This window comes from Kitasatospora sp. NPDC058492 (assembly GCF_042720685.1).
GTDB lineage: Bacteria > Actinomycetota > Actinomycetes > Streptomycetales > Streptomycetaceae > Kitasatospora.
This window is the reverse complement of the sequence record NZ_JBHXMU010000001.1, coordinates 138,152-153,413: the sequence shown is the minus strand read 5'-3', so window position 1 is coordinate 153,413 and position 15,262 is coordinate 138,152. Positions and strand designations below refer to the sequence as shown.

At 73.1% G+C, this 15,262-nt stretch carries 12 protein-coding genes; 6 read left to right on the top strand and 6 right to left on the bottom strand.

Going from position 1 to position 15,262, the window contains the following annotated elements; genetic code table 11:
- Window position 1 precedes the first annotated feature (1 nt).
- The 3 genes from ACFWPI_RS00620 to ACFWPI_RS00610 form a co-directional block, all read right to left on the bottom strand.
- A complete protein-coding gene (locus ACFWPI_RS00620; RefSeq protein WP_350876292.1) occupies window positions 2-358 on the bottom strand; it encodes a beta/gamma crystallin domain-containing protein in 357 nt (118 codons plus the stop codon).
- A 644-nt stretch (window positions 359-1,002) separates the two neighbouring features.
- Window positions 1,003-1,953 carry a serine hydrolase gene (locus ACFWPI_RS00615; protein WP_380380050.1) on the bottom strand — a complete coding sequence of 317 codons (951 nt, stop codon included), beginning with the start codon at window positions 1,951-1,953 and terminating at the stop codon, window positions 1,003-1,005.
- Window positions 1,950-2,897 (bottom strand): LysR substrate-binding domain-containing protein, encoded by a 948-nt coding sequence (locus tag ACFWPI_RS00610; protein ID WP_363367787.1) that lies wholly within the window; start codon window positions 2,895-2,897, stop codon window positions 1,950-1,952. Before ACFWPI_RS00610 ends, ACFWPI_RS00615 begins: the two co-directional genes overlap by 4 nt.
- Before the next feature lie 115 nt (window positions 2,898-3,012).
- Here ACFWPI_RS00610 and bla point away from each other — a divergent pair, with 115 nt between their 5' ends.
- Both bla and ACFWPI_RS00600 read left to right on the top strand, forming a co-directional pair.
- Window positions 3,013-3,948, top strand: a complete 936-nt coding sequence (gene bla / locus ACFWPI_RS00605; RefSeq protein ID WP_380380052.1) for a class A beta-lactamase — start codon at window positions 3,013-3,015, stop codon at window positions 3,946-3,948.
- Window positions 3,949-4,027: 79 nt separating this feature from the next.
- Entirely contained in the window at window positions 4,028-5,089 is a 1,062-nt protein-coding gene (locus ACFWPI_RS00600; RefSeq protein ID WP_380380054.1) for an MBL fold metallo-hydrolase, read from the top strand.
- A gap of 9 nt (window positions 5,090-5,098) precedes the next feature.
- Here ACFWPI_RS00600 and ACFWPI_RS00595 read toward each other — a convergent pair whose 3' ends face one another.
- Window positions 5,099-5,659: a MarR family winged helix-turn-helix transcriptional regulator gene (locus ACFWPI_RS00595; RefSeq protein WP_380380056.1), complete on the bottom strand. Its 561-nt coding sequence runs from the start codon at window positions 5,657-5,659 to the stop codon at window positions 5,099-5,101.
- A 187-nt stretch (window positions 5,660-5,846) separates the two neighbouring features.
- Here ACFWPI_RS00595 and ACFWPI_RS00590 point away from each other — a divergent pair, with 187 nt between their 5' ends.
- Window positions 5,847-7,271, top strand: a complete 1,425-nt coding sequence (locus ACFWPI_RS00590) for an MFS transporter (RefSeq protein ID WP_380380068.1) — start codon at window positions 5,847-5,849, stop codon at window positions 7,269-7,271.
- A gap of 191 nt (window positions 7,272-7,462) precedes the next feature.
- Here ACFWPI_RS00590 and ACFWPI_RS00585 read toward each other — a convergent pair whose 3' ends face one another.
- A complete protein-coding gene (locus tag ACFWPI_RS00585) occupies window positions 7,463-8,917 on the bottom strand; it encodes a DUF2079 domain-containing protein (protein WP_380380058.1) in 1,455 nt (484 codons plus the stop codon).
- 131 nt (window positions 8,918-9,048) lie between these two features.
- Here ACFWPI_RS00585 and ACFWPI_RS00580 point away from each other — a divergent pair, with 131 nt between their 5' ends.
- The 3 genes from ACFWPI_RS00580 (at window position 9,049) to ACFWPI_RS00570 (ending at window position 12,175) form a co-directional block, all read left to right on the top strand.
- The gene (locus tag ACFWPI_RS00580; protein ID WP_380380060.1) at window positions 9,049-9,723 is read left to right on the top strand and encodes a response regulator transcription factor; all 675 of its coding nucleotides are present in this window, start codon (window positions 9,049-9,051) and stop codon (window positions 9,721-9,723) included.
- On the top strand, window positions 9,716-11,200 hold the full coding sequence (locus tag ACFWPI_RS00575; RefSeq protein ID WP_380380062.1) for an ATP-binding protein: 1,485 nt from the start codon (window positions 9,716-9,718) through the stop codon (window positions 11,198-11,200). Before ACFWPI_RS00580 ends, ACFWPI_RS00575 begins: the two co-directional genes overlap by 8 nt.
- 180 nt (window positions 11,201-11,380) lie before the next feature.
- Window positions 11,381-12,175 carry a hypothetical protein gene (locus ACFWPI_RS00570; RefSeq protein WP_380380064.1) on the top strand — a complete coding sequence of 265 codons (795 nt, stop codon included), beginning with the start codon at window positions 11,381-11,383 and terminating at the stop codon, window positions 12,173-12,175.
- A 6-nt stretch (window positions 12,176-12,181) separates the two neighbouring features.
- On the opposite strand, the gene ACFWPI_RS00565 is transcribed toward ACFWPI_RS00570, so the two are convergent.
- Complete coding sequence (locus tag ACFWPI_RS00565) at window positions 12,182-15,082, bottom strand: BTAD domain-containing putative transcriptional regulator (RefSeq protein WP_380424494.1); 2,901 nt, start codon at window positions 15,080-15,082, stop codon at window positions 12,182-12,184.
- Window positions 15,083-15,262: the final 180 nt, after the last annotated feature.

Below are 15,262 nucleotides of genomic sequence, written 5' to 3'. Positions count from 1 at the left end.
GTCAGAGGATTTGGATGGAGTTGACCCTCGGCGGGCGGTTCGGGTACGTGATGTCGGTCCAGCGGTTGACCCTCACCGAGTCGCCGTTGGCGTCGGAGTAGACCAGGTCGTTGTTCCCCGTGGAGATCCGGTCGATCCACCACCCGCCGAAGCCGATCGTCCCCCCGTTCGCGTAGCAGTCGACGCTGTCACGGCCGTCGAGGTGCGACCAGATCTTCAGGAAGTCATTGCGGCTCCCGTCACACTGGACGTGGTCGATGGCGAAGGCGTTGCCGGACGGCACGGCCACGGTGAGCGTGGCCGCCGCGGCGAAGGCCATCGCCATCGAGCTCACGACCTTCTTCGCTTTCGAGATCATGGATTCTCCTCAGCCGGATGAAATTTCGAATCGGAGTCCGCTTCGCAACGAGTTTCGGTTGCGTCGTGCTCGATCAGTATCCAGACCGCCTTTGTGAGGGTCAATCGAACAAACCTCGGCCTTACTTGTTCTCGGTCATTTCCATCCGGACTTTCGGCGAGGCGTGGGGTGTGTTGTTCTGGTGTGTCGCGAGTGGTTCCGAGGCCGGGCGGACGAGCCGTCGACCGAGATCGCCTACCGGCTGCTCTGACGTGGGGTGATGGTCCGACCGCCGACCGCGTGCGACAGATGTTGGGGGCACCTGGCTGGGAGAGGGGGGTGGGGCTGGCGAGTTCGCGCATGACGTGTCGGGTGTTGCCGGGTGAGGGCGGGGTGGCGTCCTCACGCCCCCGGCCGACCGCCGGGGGCGTGAGGATGAACCGGCCGGGCGGTGAGGTGGCCGAACTCGCTGAGGGTTGTCCCGCAGCCAGGGCACGCAGCGACTCCGTTCCCGTCGAACGCGCGGGTCAGCGGGTGCGGCCGCGGGGCTTGAGGAGGGTGCCGGGGACCTCCGGGGCGGGGCGGCGGTTGCCCGGGTAGCCCTGGACGGCGCCGAAGCGGTCGGTGGCGGCCCTTCATGCTTCGAGATGCCGAGGAACGAAGCACTACGAGGCCTGCGGGCCGCCGCCCCTCCCGGTCGCCATCGCCCGTAGGGCGTCGACGGCGAGGCGGGCGGTGGTGCCGATGGCGGCGTCGGCGGCGGGGAGGGTGATGGTGGTGGCGGCGGCGCGGGTGAAGATGGCGAGGGCGTAGCGGCCGCCGTCGGGGTATTCGACGACGCCGACCTCGTGGCGCAGGGTCGGGAGGGTGCCGGTCTTGCCGTGGACGCGGACGTCGTCGTAGGGGAAGCCGGAGGCGAGGCGGTGCGGCCAGACCTGGAGGCCGAGCAGGCGGCGGAGGGCGGCGCCGTGTTCGCCGGGGCAGGCGTCGCCGTGCCAGAGGGCGGCGAGCAGGGTGGTCATGTCGCGGGCGGTGCTGCGGTTGGTGAAGGTGGGGTCGAGGACTCTGAGGCGGGCGACGACGGCGGGGTCGACGGGGGAGTCGCGGCCGGTGTCCTCGGCGAGGGCGGCGATGAGGTCGCGGAGCTTGTGGACGGCGACGGTGCGGGTCAGGCCGAGGTCGGCCATGGTGCGGTTGACGGTGTCGAGGCCGATCTCGTCCCAGAGGACGTCGGCGGCGGCGTTGTCGCTGACGGCGACGGTCAGGTAGGCGAGGTCGCGCAGGGAGAGCCGGGCGGCGTCGAGCATGGCGGCCAGGCCGGTGCCTCCGGAGGTGCGGCCGGCGGCGGGGACGTCCACCTGCCGGGTGAGGTCGATCCGTCCGGCGGCGGCCTCGCGGAAGAGCGTGACCAGGAGGCAGAGTTTGTGGACGCTGGAGGTGCTGACCGGGGTGTCGGCGTCGAGGGCGATCTCGGTGCCGGTGTCGAGGTCGCGGACGTGCAGCCGGCCGCTGACGCCGGCGTCGGCGAAGGCGGCGGCGATGCGGGCGCGCGCGGTGCGGGCGCCGGCGGGGCGGTCGCCGGATGCGCGGTTGCCGAAGGCGCGGTCGCTGGTCACAGCGGGAACTCCATTGCGGGCCGGGGGAAGAGCGGGGGGTTGGGCGGCTGGGGCAGGAGGCCGCCGTGTTCGGTCAGCGCCTCGTGGGCGGCTTCGGCGAACAGCCGGACGGCGGGCCCGCCGCTTCCGGTCGGCCAGGCCGTGGAGGTGCGCCAGGCCAGCGGGGTGCCGGTCAGCGGACGCCAGACTGTACCCGGTGGCGGTGCGGTGCGTGGCACCAGGGCGACGGCGCTGCCGGTGAGCACGAGTGCGCCCGCGACGTCCGGGCCGGGCGGGTCGACGACGGCCTCGGGAGTGCAGCCGTGCCGGGTCAGGGTGGTGAGCATCTCGTCGTACAGCGCGGGGGCGGTGGCGCGGGGGAAGAACACCAGGCGCCGGCCGGTCAGTTCGGCCACGGCCAGCTCCGGGCGGTCGGCGTCCGGGCTCCCGGCGGCGAGCAGGACGCCGAGCGGCTGGTGCAGGACCGGCCCGAACGCCAGCCCGGCGGCCGGACACGGGTGGCGGACGACGGCGACGTCCACCGTGTGCTGGGCGAGTTCGCGCGCCATGACCGCGACCGGCAGTTCCCGCAGTTCGAGCCGGGTGCCGGGGGAGGCGCTCTCGAAGCCGGTGAGCAGCGCGGCCAGGACGGCCGGCCCCAGCTCGGGCGGCACGGCCGCGCGCAGGGTGCCCGCCCGGCCGGTGCGCAGGTCGGCGGCGGTGGCGAGGAGGCGGGCGGTGCTCTCCAGCACCTCCTTCGCCTCCGCGAGCAGCAGCAGGCCCGCCGGGGTGAGCTCGACTCCGCGCGGGCCGCGGTCGAACAGGGTCACGCCGAGCTCGCGCTCCAGACGCTTGATCCGCTGGGAGAGCGAGGGCTGGGCGATCCGCAGGCGCTCGGCGGCGCGGCCGAAGTGCCGGTCCTCGGCGACAGCGCGGAAGTGGCGTAGGTGCCCCAAGAGGTCCATGGCCAGCAATCATAGGCATTCTTATATCGATCTCTTCACCATAGTGGTCTTGGACTGATGGCCCGACGGCCTGTTTAGCTGAGGGTGACGACACGAACCACCTGGGAGACCACCGATGACGACTGCCCTCCGCCGCCCCCGTACCGTGCTGCCTGCCGTGGCCCTGCTCGCGGCCACCCTGCTGAGCGGGTGCGGCTCTGCGGGACTCAGTAGCCATGCGGGTGCCGGCACGCCCGCCGCGGCATCCAGCGCGATGCCGGTTGCGGATACGACGAGCGCTTCCTTCAAGGGGCTTGAGCAGCAGTTCGGCGCCCGCCTCGGCGTGTACGCGGTGGACACCGGCAGCGGCCGGGAGATCGCCTACCGGGCCGACGAGCGGTTCGCGTTCGCGTCCACGATCAAGTCGCTCGCCGCCGGCGCCCTCCTGCGCAAGGCCTCCGACGCGGAGCTGGACAAGGTGGTCGCGTACCGCCAGGAGGACGTGCTGTCGTGGGCGCCGATCACCTCGCAGCACGTCGCCACCGGCATGAAGGTGCGTGATCTGGCCGCCGCCGCGATCCAGTACAGCGACAACACCGCAGCCAACCTCGTCATGGCCGAGCTCGGCGGCCCGGCGGCCGTCCAGCAGTCGCTGCGCGACCTCGGGGACCAGACCACCAGCGTCGACCGCACCGAGCCCACCCTCAACGAGGCGACCCCGGGCGACACCCGCGACACCAGCACCCCCAGCGCCTTCGCCGCCGACCTGCGCCGCTATGCCCTCGGCGACGTCCTCGCGGAGGACCGGCGCCGACTGCTGACCGACTGGCTCGTCGGCAACACCACCGGCGCCCCCTACATCCGCGCGGGCGTGCCCACCGACTGGAAGGTCGGCGACAAGACCGGCAACGGCGGCTACGGCACTCGCAACGACGCCGCCGTCGCATGGCCCTCCGGCGGCCGGAGCCCGGTCGTGATCGTCGTCCTGTCCGACCGCGGCAAGGCCGACGCCACCTCCGACGACGCGCTGATCGCCCAGGCGACGAAGACCGTCGTCGGCGCCCTCGGCTGAACACCTCCGAGCAGCAACACCTCCGACCACCAAGAGCCCTGACCGCCAAGAGCGCCGACCACCAGGAGCCCCGACCGCCGTGATCCACCCCACCCGCCGGACCGCCACGGACGCCGACTTCACCAGACGCCGCTTCGCCCAGCTCGCCGCCCTGGGCATCGCCGCCGGAGCCGCGCCGATCGCCGCCTCGGCCCCGGACTCCGCCTCGGCCCCGGCCTCCGCCCCGGCCCCGGCGTCCACCGACGCGAGTACGCCGTCCGCCTCCCGCCCGCACTACGACCGCGCCCGCCGCCTCGCCGGCGACGACCCCGTGCTGCGCGCCCTGGTGACGGCGCTGACCCCCGGCTCCGACCTTCCCCAACTGCCCGCGCCTGCGCCCGTCAAGCTGTTCGACAACCTCGTGCTCCTGAGCGCGGGTTGGGTCTCCGCGATGGCGGTGCTGACGGACGACGGCATCGTGCTGATCGACGCACTCACCTCCCCGGCCGACGCCGACGGCATCATCGTCCCCGGGCTGCGCGCGGTCGGAGCCGATCCGGCGGCGATCAAGCACGTCGTCCTCACCCACGGCCACTCGGACCACTTCGGCGGCGCGCAAACCTTCGCCGACCGCTACGGTGCCCGCGTGCACATGTCCCCGGCCGACTGGGACCTCCTCGCCCGCACCCGCCCGGCCGACGCCCCCGCCCGGGACCTCGACATCGCGGACGGCGAGCAGCTGACGCTCGGCGGCACGACGATCGAGCTGCACCACACCCCGGGCCACACCCCCGGCACCGTCTCCCCGATCATCCCCGTCCGGGCCGGCCGCCGGCACCACAGCGCGATGCTGTGGGGCGGCCTCAACCCGCCCTCGACGGTGGAGGAACTGCGCACCTTCCTCGCGTCCGTCCAGGCCTTCCGGGCCGTCATGCGCCGGGCGAACGTGGAGGTCGAGCTCTCCAACCACCCGAACGACCACGGCCTCGAACGCGCCGAACAACTGCGCCACCAGCCGCCCGGCGCCGCGAACCCCTTCCTCCTCGGCGGCCCCCGGACGCAGCGGTACATGGCAGTCATGGACGCGATGCTGCGCGGCCGGATCGCCGACGCCGAGGCTCCGACGGCCCGGGCCGTCGCGGCACCGCTCACCTGCTGCTGAGCGTCCGGATCATTCCCGACCGGGGGCGGACGTGCCGGGGGCGGAGGCGCCGGGGGAGTGCGGCGCCTTCGAGTCCTGTTCCCCGAGGTGGGTGTCCAAGGCGGTGTTCAGGTCGGCCATGAATGCTTCGAACTGCTCCAGGAGCCGGGGCGGGTAGTTCGACATCGCGGCGTCGAGGCGGTGGGCGACCGGGTCGAAGAACTCCTCCGCCCGTTCCCGGATGTGCCCGCCGCCGCGCAGGGTGACGATGCGCCGGTCGGTGTGTTCACGGGCGCGGGTGATGTGTCCCGCGGCTTCGAGGCGGTTCAGGAGTGCGGTGGTCGCTCCCGTGGACAGGGAGATCCGTTCGCTGAGCCGTGCCGGTGACAGGGGGGTTCCGCGCTCCTCGGCGGCGGTGATCTGGAGCAGCGCGGTGGCGTCGGTGGAGTGCAGGCCGAGCCAGGCGGCGAAGCGGCGGCCGAGCTCCGTGTAGTGGGTGCCGTAGATCCTCAGCGCTTCAGTCAGCCGCTCGCGCTGTTCCGCGACCTTGTCGCGTTGTTCCGCGGCCTTGTCGCGCTTGGCCTCTTCCACGGGACCCTCCACCCTTGTCGTCCGCCGCGCGGTCACATCGGCATTCCAGGTTGACAACCTATCTCCACCATTTTACCTTCACTGTGAAATTACTTCACCATGGAGGTATCTGCTCGTGTCCGCCCCTGCCCCCACCCTCGGCACCACCACCGAGCCCTACCGATGGCGGTGGCTGATCCTGGCGGTCATGATCACGGCCGAGATCATGGACCTCCTGGACGCTTCGATCGTCAACGTCGCCGGCCCGGACCTGGAGGAATCCCTCGGCTCCGGCCCCGTCGGACTGCAATGGGTCATCGGCGGCTACGCCCTCACCCTGGGCGCCGGCCTGGTCCTCGGCGGCCGCCTCGGCGACCGGTACGGCCGGCGCCGGATGTTCCTGATCGGCCTGGCCGCCTTCACCGCGAGCTCGCTGCTGTGCGCGCTCGCGCCGAACATCGAGTCGTTGATCGCCTTCCGCCTGCTGCAGGGCACCGCCGGGGCGCTGCTGCTGCCCCAGGGCCTGGGCCTGCTGCGGGAGAACTTCTCCGGCCCCGAGCTCACCAAGGTCTTCGCGATCTTCGGGCCCGTCCTCGGTCTGGGCGGCATCATCGGCCCGGTCCTGGGCGGCTTCCTCATCGAGGGCGACTTCTTCGGCCTCGGCTGGCGATCGGTGTTCCTGATCAACCTGCCCATCGGACTCGCGGCCCTGATCGTCGCCGCGAAGTTCGTCCCCGACAGGGCGGGCAGCCGCACGGTACGGGTCGACATCACCGGCGCGGCCCTGATCGTGGCCTCGTGCGCCCTGCTCGTGCTGCCGCTGAACCAGGGACAGGAGGACGGCTGGCCGCTGTGGACCTGGCTGAGCATGGCCGCCTCCGCGATCGGCTTCGCCCTGTTCGCCCTTCAGCAGCGCCGAACGGCCGCCGCGGGCCGCGAACCGCTGGTGACCCCCGCCCTGCTCCGCAAGCCCGCCTTCACCGTCGGGCTCGGCGGCATCGCCCTGTTCTTCGGCGGGATGATCGGCACCCAGCTCGTCCTGACCCTCTACCTCCAGATCGGCAGGCACTTCACCGCAGGTGAGGCGGGACTGGGCAACCTGCCCCTCGCGGTGGGCACCGCGATCGGCGGCGCCGTCAGCGGCGCCTTCCTCGTGAACAGGATCGGCCGTGGCGTGCTCCAGATCGGACCGCTGGTCCAGCTCGCCGGTGCGGCCGCGCTGTGGTTCGAACTCGACGGCCTCGACACCGCCACCTTCTCCATCTGGGACGTCGTTCCCGGCACCGTCGTGGCGGGCATCGGCGCCGGCATGGTGATCGCCGCCCTGTTCAGCTTCATCCTCGCCGCCGTCGACGACCACGAGATCGGCTCCGCATCCGGAGTCCTGACCGCGGTCCAGGCGGTCGGCGGCTCCATCGGCGTCGCCGTCTTCGGCTCGGTCTTCTTCGACCAGGTCAGGACCGGCGACTTCACCACCGGCTTCCACCACGCGCTGATCGTCCAGGCGTGCCTGCTGGTGGCATTCCTCGCCATCACCTTCCTCCTGCCCAGGGAGGCCCGCCCCGACGAGGAGCAGCACGGCGCAACCCCCGAGGCCGCCACCGACCCCGGCACCAGGCACCTCGCCGTCTGACGCCGGGGCGGGAGACCGCGCCGCACCGGCGACCTGAGCGGCCAGGTCGGTGCCGAGACCCACGTGCACAACGACTACGTCACTGGCGGCCTGGAGTCGGCCCGGGTGGCCGGGGCCGGCTACCTGGTGCCTGCCGCAGCGCACGTGTCCTTCGCCCGCACCCCGGTGGCCGACGCTTCCGCAGGAGGCCGTCATTCCCGCGCGCCGAGGTGGTAGACGGTGACGCCGCCGGCGCTCGCGACGGGACGGTAGCCGGCGGCGGGGAGGGCGCGAAGGGCTTCGGCCTCCTGGCCGGCGGGGAAGAGGCCGTCCCGCGGGTGGTCGGGGGCCGCGACCCAGTCGGGCTTCGCGCCGGGTCCTCCGGGGTAGTGCGGGAAGAGGAAAACCCGGGTGCGGTCGGTGAGTTGGGGCGCGATGCCGTTGGCGGCAGCCACCTGCGCACCGTCCGGGATCACCCGCAGCACCCCGCGCACGGCGTCGGCCGTCGCGTCGCGCTGCCAGGTGGCGGGCCGGGCCAGCTCGGCGAGGGGGCGGAAGGGCAGGGCGGCAACCGTCACCGCGAGCCCGACGGCCACGAGGCCGCAGGCCGTCCACCGCCGCAGGCCGTGCCGCGCGCGGAGCCGGGCCAGGGCGTCGGCGAAGGCGACGAAGATGATCGGCATCAGGACGGCGCCGTAGTGGAAGCCCGTCCCCCAGTAGGCGGGGTTGGTGGACCAGAACCGCCAGGCCAGGGTGGGGAGCGTGAGCAGGATCAGCGGCGAACGCAGCGCCAGGAACGCGGTGGGGGCCAGCAGCACGGCGACGGTCCCCCACTTCTGGGCGGGCAGGAGCAGCCTGGTCACGGGGTCGCCGGACGGACCGTCCACGTTGGACAGGTAGGTGTAGACGCCGTCGGGATTGAGGGCCGGGATGACGACCAGCACCACCAGCGCCACGGTGGCGGCGGCGAGCGCGACGATGCCCACGCCGAGTCGGCGGCGGCCGTGCCAGAACAGGTAGCAGCCGACGGCCACGACCGTCGCCGCCTGGTCCTCCTTCACGAGCAGCAACGGCAGCGCGCACCACGCGGCCGCGCGCCACCTCCGCAGCGTCAGCCGCTCCAGGGTGAAGGCCAACAGCGGTACGGCGAACGCGATTTCGTGGAAGTCGAAGGCCGCCGCCTGCTGCAGGCCGACCGACAGCCCGTACCCGACGCCGATGCCCGCGCCCGCCCACGGACCGGCCGCCCGCGCCGCCACCCTGGTCACCGGGACGGCGGACACGGCGAGCAGCGCCGCCTGGGCGACCAGCAGGGTCAGCGGGGAGGGGAACGCCCGGTAGAGCGGTGCGAGGGTGGCCAGGATCGGGTGGAAGTGGTCCCCGAGCAGGTGGAAGCCCGGCCCCTTCAGCTCGGAGACCGGCGCGCGGCCCTCGGCGTAGCCGCGGACGGCCTGCTCGAAGATCCCCAGGTCGAAGCCGGACGTCCGCAGGTGCAGGTGGCGGGAGACGGACAGCGCGCTGTAGGCGGCGAACAGCGCGGCGGCGAGCGCCCAGGGCAGCAGGGCGGTCCGGCCCGGCCGGGCCTGGGGCTGGGACTGGAACTGGGACTGGGCCTGGAGCTGGGGTTCGACCGTGGCGCGGGGTGCGCGGGTCAGGGGCAGAGTCACGGGGGCTCACCTCGCGGTAGGGCGGACGTGGGGCGACCCCCGAAGCGTCCGACCCGCCCTCTGAAGATCCGCTGAAAGAGCCTGAAAGCACCTTCAGGAACCGCGGCACCCCCCGTGACATGCTGAGACGCATGCGCGTACTGGTGGTGGAGGACGAGACCCGGATGGCCGACGCCCTCCGGGACGGGCTCGAAGCGGAGGGCTACACCGTGGACGTCGTCCACGACGGCCGCTCCGGCCTCTGGTACGCGCGCACCGGCGACTACCGGGCGATCCTGCTGGACGTCATGCTCCCCGGCCTCAACGGCTACCGGGTCTGCGCCCAACTGCGCCAGGAAGGCGTCACCACCCCGATCCTGATGCTCACCGCCAAGGACGGCGAGTACGACGAGATCGAGGCCCTGGACACCGGCGCCGACGACTACCTCGCCAAGCCCTTCTCCTACCCGGTCCTGGTGGCCCGGTTGCGTGCCCTGGTCCGCCGCGGCGGCGCCGAACGCCCGCCCGCGCTGACCGTCGGCGACCTGGTCCTCGACCCCGCCGACCGCTCCTGCCGTCGCGCCGACACCCCGGTCGCCCTCACACCCCGCGAGTACGCCGTCCTGGAGTGCCTGGCCGAACGCCCCGGCGAGGTCGTCGCCAAGACCACCATCCTCGACCAGGTCTGGGAGAGCGGCTACGAGGGCGACCCGAACATCGTGGAGGTGTACGTCAGCGCCCTGCGCCGCAAGATCGACGTCCCGTTCGGCCGGAACTCCATCCTCACCGTGCGCGGTACCGGCTACCGGCTGGACTCCCGTGGCTAGGCCGCCGCGGCTGCCCCGGCTGCTGCGCTCACTGCACTCACTGCGCTCGCTGCGGGCCCGTTCCGCGGCGGCGGCCGGCCTGGCCGCGGCCGCCGCCTTCACCGCGGGCGCGTTCTGGCTCAGCCACAGCCTCTACGACTCCCAGTTGGACGACGCGAAGGCTGCCGCGCAGGCCCGCCTCGACGTGGCGGTCGCGGACATGCGCACCGGCCACGTCCCGGCGAGCGGACTGCTCGGCGGCGACCGCACCTACGCCCTCGTCCTGGACTCCGGCCGGCTCCTGGAGGTCAGCCCCGACCTCGAACCCTTCCGCGCCCAGGTCGCCGCCCAGCTCACGCCGCTGCCCGCAGACGAGCAGGTCTCCCGCACCCTCACACTCGACGCCCCGGCCACCGCCACCGCCAGCCGCCTGGCCCACCACACCCTCCCCCTGTACGGGCAGAGCGCCGGCGGCATCAGCGGCTACTCCATCCAGTCCGGCTTCGGCGAACCCGACCGGGGCGAGCGCACCGTCACCGCCTACCTGGTCGTACCGCCCTGGGACGCCGAACGCGTCCAGGAGTCCGTCCAACGGCTGCTGCTGGTCGCCGGGCCCTTCGCCGTCCTGCTGGTGGCCGCCATCGCCTGGGCGGTCACCGCCCGGGCGATGCGCCGGGTCGAGGCGATCCGCGCCCAGATGGCCTCCATCACCGCCCAGCACCTCGACCGGCGCGTCCCCGTCCCGCCCACCGCCGACGAGATCGCCCACCTCGCCACCACCACCAACCAGACCCTCCAGAAGCTCGACCACGCCGTCACCGCCCAGCGCCGCTTCGTCGCCGACGCCTCCCACGAACTGCGCAGTCCCCTCGCCGGACTGCGCACCTCCCTGGAGGTCGCCCTCACCCACCCCGACCGCACCGACTGGCCCACCGTCGTCCGCGCCGCCCGCGCCGACACCGTCCGCCTCCAGCACCTCGCCGACGACCTGCTCCTGCTCGCCCGCCCGCCCGTCGCCGCACCGGCCCACCACACCCGGGTCGAACTCACCGACCTCGCCCGCGACGTCGCCGCCGAACTCCCGCACGGCACCAGCCGGATCACCGTCCACGCCGACCGCCCGCTGGAAGTCCCCGGAAACGCCGCCCAACTCCACCGCCTGCTCCGCAACCTGCTGGAGAACGCGCTGCGCCACGCCGCCGACCGCGTCACCGTCACCCTCACCGAGGACCCCGGCCCCGACGGCCACTGGGCCGTCCTCGAAGTCCTGGACGACGGCCCCGGCATCCCCGCCCCCGACCGTGAACGCGTCTTCGCCCCCTTCACCCGCCTCGACGAGGCCCGCACCCGCGACACCGGCGGCGCCGGACTCGGCCTCGCCATCGCCCGCGACCTGGCAACCCGCCACCACGGCACCCTCACCCTCGCCGATTCCCCCACCGGCGCCCGCTTCCTCCTCCGCCTCCCCCTGCCACCCCACCCCGCCCGCACTCCGTGAGCCCCGCCCGGCCCAGCGCTTGACCAGGTCGTCAACCGACTGCTGCGGCTGAGTGACAAAAGGAGGGCTCCCCAGGGAGGCTCACGATGTGACGAGTCGACTCCTCTTAACTTCTCCTGAGATTCGGACGCGTCGCCCAGCGGGCGGTCCAGCGTGTTCGCCACCCATGGAGGTCGTTGGATGAATCGCCGTCCCCGGGTCGCAGCCTCGCTGGCGGGCGCGGTCATCGCCCTCGCGTCCCCGTCGGCGGACGTCGCCGCGCAGGCGTCCGCACGGCATGCGTTCGGCTCCCTGTGGATTCAGGACGGGGACGGCGTGGGGGAGGGAGGACACCACGACCACAATCCCCCGCGTGACTGCCACAGTGCCCGCCGTGTCATCCTCATCGACCAGAGCTTCCGAATCATCCTGAAGAACGGCCGGCACGGGCCGGAGGCTCTCGTTCTCCAGGGGTCCACGTCATCCCCGTCCTCGTCGCCGGCAGCACCATGGGACAACTTCGCTCCTTCAACGTATTTGGACGTGAACTATCCCACCCAGACCAGCAACCAGTACGAGTGGCAGATTCGTGACTTCTTCAGGGAGCACCCGCTCTTCGTGGTGAAGGCGTTCGACCGCCACGAACGAGTCTTCTCCTTCCCGGCCACCCACTGCATCGACAAGCACGACGGCGGTGAGCGTGGTGACGGCGACCGCGGTGACGGCGCTCTTCTGTACGGGGGTGGAGCCGCCGACGGGAGCGACCCGTCCGGCTCCCCGTCACCCCAGGCGACGGACCGTCCTCAGGACGGCCAGTCTGCGTCGGAAACCCCCAGCTCCGGGGCCACCATCCCCCCTCCTCCGCGCTCCGCCGCGGCCGAGGGCAGGCACAGCCGTCTGCTGAGCGCGGACCACGTCGGCATCGCGGTCGGCGGTTTGCTGGTGGTTCTGGGAGTGCTGGCCACGGCATGGATCCGACGTCGTTCCGGCACGTGACACGCCTCAGGGTCGCCGGTCGGTCGTGACGGGCGGAGTGAAACCCATTGCGGCCAGGATCGGCAGGTTCGAGGTCAGCTGGTGCGCCGGCAGCTCCGCGTAGATCTCGTGCGCGGCGTCCCAGTCCTGACGGGAGCGCTGTTCGCGCCCCAGTGCCCGGTGGGCGGCGGCCAGTCCCGCCAAGGCGTGGGCCCGCTGGGCGGGATAGCCTGTCAGGCGGCTGCTCACGGCGAGGGACCGTTCGTAGTGCCCGACCGCCTCCTCCGGCCGCCCGAGGGCGTGCTGCGCCGCCGCCAGGGTGTTGAGCAGAGAGCAGTCCATCGGCCCGTTCCGCTGGGCCCTGGGCCGGGCGAGCACGCGGCTCGCGTGGTCCGATGCTTCCTGGTAGCGGCCCAGGAGCAGGTAGGTCGGGGCCAGGCTGGTACGGCAGAGGTCGGCCGTCCAGTCATCGGTTTCCGGGCCGTCGGCCGTCAGCAGGTCGAGGGCCTGCTCGTAGTACTCCCCGGCGTCGGCGTAGCGGCCCGTGAAGTAGTGGTAAGCGCCGAGGTTGGCCAGGGCCCGGCCTTCGGCGCACCGGTCGCCGGCATTGTGGGCGAGGACCCTGGCCCGCTGGAATGTCCGCCGGGACAGGGTGAGTTCGCCCAGGGCGCCCCAGACGTGGCCCAGGTCGTTGAGGCCGTGCGCCTGGGCGCTCAGGTCGCCCAGGCGGCGGGCGGCGGCCACGGCCGTCCGGCCCAGGGCCACCCCTTCGGTCTGCGGCGAAGCGCGGTGGAGGTAGCTCCACAGCAGCGCGGGCAGTTTCCAGGCCGTTTCGTCGTCCCCGCGTTCGTGAGCGTGGCGGACGGTGGCGAGCAGGTTCGCCCGCTGGTCGTCGCACCACCGGGTGGCCTGTTCGGGGCCGGTGAGGTCGGCCACCCGCAGGCCGCCGGGCGGCGGGCCGAGGGGGACCCGCCGCCGCCCGGGGGTCAGCACCCGGGCAGCGGCGTGCGCGTGGTGCAGGCACCACGCGTGCCAGCGCTCGTGTAGTTCCCGCTGTTCCTCCGGGCTCTCCTCGCGGGCGCCCAGCTCGGCCGCGAAGAGCTTCAGCAGGTCGTGGAATCGGTAGCGGCCCCGTGAGGGCTCGGCGAGCAGGTGGGCGGTGGTCAGGCGGCCGAGGAGCCGTTCGCACGCGTCGACGGCGTACGCGGACAGGGCCGCGGCGACGGGGGCGCTGATGTCCACCCCCGGGAACAGGCCGAGCCGGCGGAACAGGCGTCGGGCGGTGGGGTCGAGCGCCTGGTAGGAGACGCCGAAGGCCGATCGCAGGGAGGATCGGTCGTCACCGTCGGCCTCCAGGGCGCCCAGGCGGTCGGTGGAGGAGGCCAGCTCGTCGGCGAAGGCGACGAGATCACGCTGCGGCCGATCGCGTAGCTGGGCCGCGGCGATGCCGAGCGCCAGCGGGAGGTGCCCGCAGGCGTCGAGCAGCCGGGCGCCGGCCTGCCGCTGCGCCTCGGCGGTGCCGGCGGTGTCGGCGCCCAGGATGCGGGCGAGCAGCGCCTGCCCCTCGGCGGGGGTGAAGCCGTCGAGCGCGACCCGGTGGGCGCCCTCGCGGGCGACGAGTCCGGTGAGACGGTCCCGGCTGGTGATCACGACGGCGCAGCCGCTGCCGCCCGGTAGCAGTGGCCTGACGTGTTCCGGGCCGGCGGCGTCGTCGAGGACGACGAGCATCCGCCGCCCGGCCAGCAGCGACCGGTAGAGCGCGGACGCCTCGTCCAGCTGGGCCGGTATGGACTCGGCCGTCACGCCCAGCGCGCGCAGGAACGCCGCCAGCACCCCGTGCGGGGAGCGGGGGCCGGCGGCGGACCAGCCCCGCAGGTCCGCGAAGAGCCGTCCGTCGGGGAACCGCTCCCGCGTGAGGTGGGCCCAGTGCAGCGCCAGCACGGACTTCCCGACTCCGGCGGCACCCGTGATCACGGCGCACGGTGCCGCCGTTGGGCGGGCGCCGGGCTCCCCGGTGGCCAGCACCCGGTCCAGTATGAGTAGTTCGGGGGCGCGGCCGACGAACACGGAGAGGTCGGAAGGGAGTTGCTCGGGTCGCGGGTCCGCCGGCGCCGCCGCAGGGGCGACGCCGGTGGTCGGGGCGGTCCGGTCCGGACGGGCGGTCGGTGTCGGACGGGCGGTGGGCGCCGGTGAGGGTGTCGGTGCCGGACAGGGGAGGAGGAGGGCCCGTTGGAGGGCCTGGGCCTCAGGTGTCGGGTCCAGCCCGAGGTCCTCGGAGAGTCGGGAGGCATGGCGCCGGTAGGCCTCCAGCCCGTCGCCGTGTCGGCCCGAGCGGTGCAGGGCAGTCAGCAGCTGCCGCACCAGGCGGTCACGGAGCGGGAAATCGGCGACCAGACCGGTCAGTTCCGCGGCGACCTCGCGGTGCCGCCCCGCCTCCAGCTCCAGTTCGTAGAGCCGCTCCAGCACGGCCATCCGCTGCTCCTCCAGGCCGGCCGCGAGAGCGGCGAAGACCAGGCCGGGCAACCCGTCCAGCGCGGGGCCGCGCCACAGCTCCAGGGCTTCGCGCAACCGGGGGACGGCCTGCGCCGCGTCCAGGTCCGCTGCCGCCGCGACCCGGGAGGCGAACAGGCGGTGGTCCACCCGGGCGTCGTCCGCCACCAGCCGGTAGCCCGCGCCGTCGGTCACGATGGGGGAGGCCGCCCCCGTGCCGAGCATGCGGCGCAGCAGGCCGACCATGTTGCGGATCTGGCGGTCCGCCGTGGCCGGAGGGTCCTGGTCCCAGACCGTGTCGACCAGTCGGGCGACCGGGATGGTCCGGTTCGAGTGCGCCACGAGCATCGCCAGCAGACTCCGCTGACGGCGCCCGCCCAACCGTACGGGAGCGGCCCCGGCGCACACCTCCAGGGACCCCAGGATCCTGAACTCCATGTCCCCCCACCGGCGATACCGAGGCACCCCCCTTGGGAGGCGCCGGTGTTGACGAAGCGTCACCCCGCGCCCGGGTGTGTCACCTGAGCTGTCACGTGCCGGTACGCGGCAGCGCGCGTCACGATAAAGCAGTGATCAGATCATGCCAGAATCGTGCAGCCGATTGAGAGGGTTGCCGTG